Here is a 765-nt window from a genome sequence, read left to right as displayed (position 1 = left end):
CCGCTCGTGCAGCTGATTGTCATGGCCGCAGGTGCTGGAGCCGCGGCTATGGTGCCGGGCCTGGTACGAGCTCGCGCCGAGGTGCAGCGTCGGCGTGGTGGAAACGGGTTTGGCGGGGATGAGGCGAAGCATAAATTCGAGAGCGGAAGAGCTTCGAGGAAGGCGCGGAGGACAAACGGGGAAGCCGATGGCGGGTTTATCATCGATGGAGCGAAGTCTGCAGGACTGAGAAGGACGCAAGATCAAAACGCGAAAACAGGCGGTAATAAGCGTTCAGGCGGGGCCGTGATTGAGGCTGATAATAACGGGGACGATGGGGCGGCGGAGATGCTTGGTCTGCGATTGACGTTGCTGCTGCGGCTGGCCTGGCTCCTCGGAGGCGCGGCCACTATCGGGCTCGTACTGTTAGCCGAGCCTATTAACGTGATGCTGTACAAGGACGCCAGCGGCACAACCGCGCTGGCGCTCATCGGATTTACCGCGCTCGCCGGCTGCGTCAGCGCGGTCGTCGCTCCCGCGCTGCAAGCGCTCGGCGCAGCGCGAATCCCGGCGCTGCTGCTGCTCCTCGCAGCGCTGCTCAAGGGCGCGCTCAACGCCGCTCTCGTCCCCTCCCTCGGCATCGAGGGAGCGGCGCTCTCCGGCGTTGTCGCGCTAAGCGCCACCGCCATGCTGGGCGCGGCGGCACTGCATCATGCGGCTGCGCGGCTGCGCCTGCCGCATGGCACCGCTCCGGCGGCTGGCGGCCGGCGCCCCCCCCCCCCCCGC

The 765-nt window shown here is 67.6% G+C and carries 1 pseudogene; it reads left to right on the top strand.

Features of this window, described 5'->3' with window-relative positions:
- Positions 1-81: 81 nt before the first annotated feature.
- Positions 82-765, top strand: a pseudogene (locus PAT3040_RS24985) (polysaccharide biosynthesis C-terminal domain-containing protein); the annotation flags it as partial.

The sequence above is a fragment of the Paenibacillus agaridevorans genome (genome assembly GCF_003112455.1).
Taxonomy (GTDB): Bacteria; Bacillota; Bacilli; order Paenibacillales; family Paenibacillaceae; genus Pristimantibacillus; species Pristimantibacillus agaridevorans.
The sequence above is the reverse complement of the archived record's forward strand: the minus strand, read 5'-3'. Positions and strand labels throughout refer to the sequence as shown.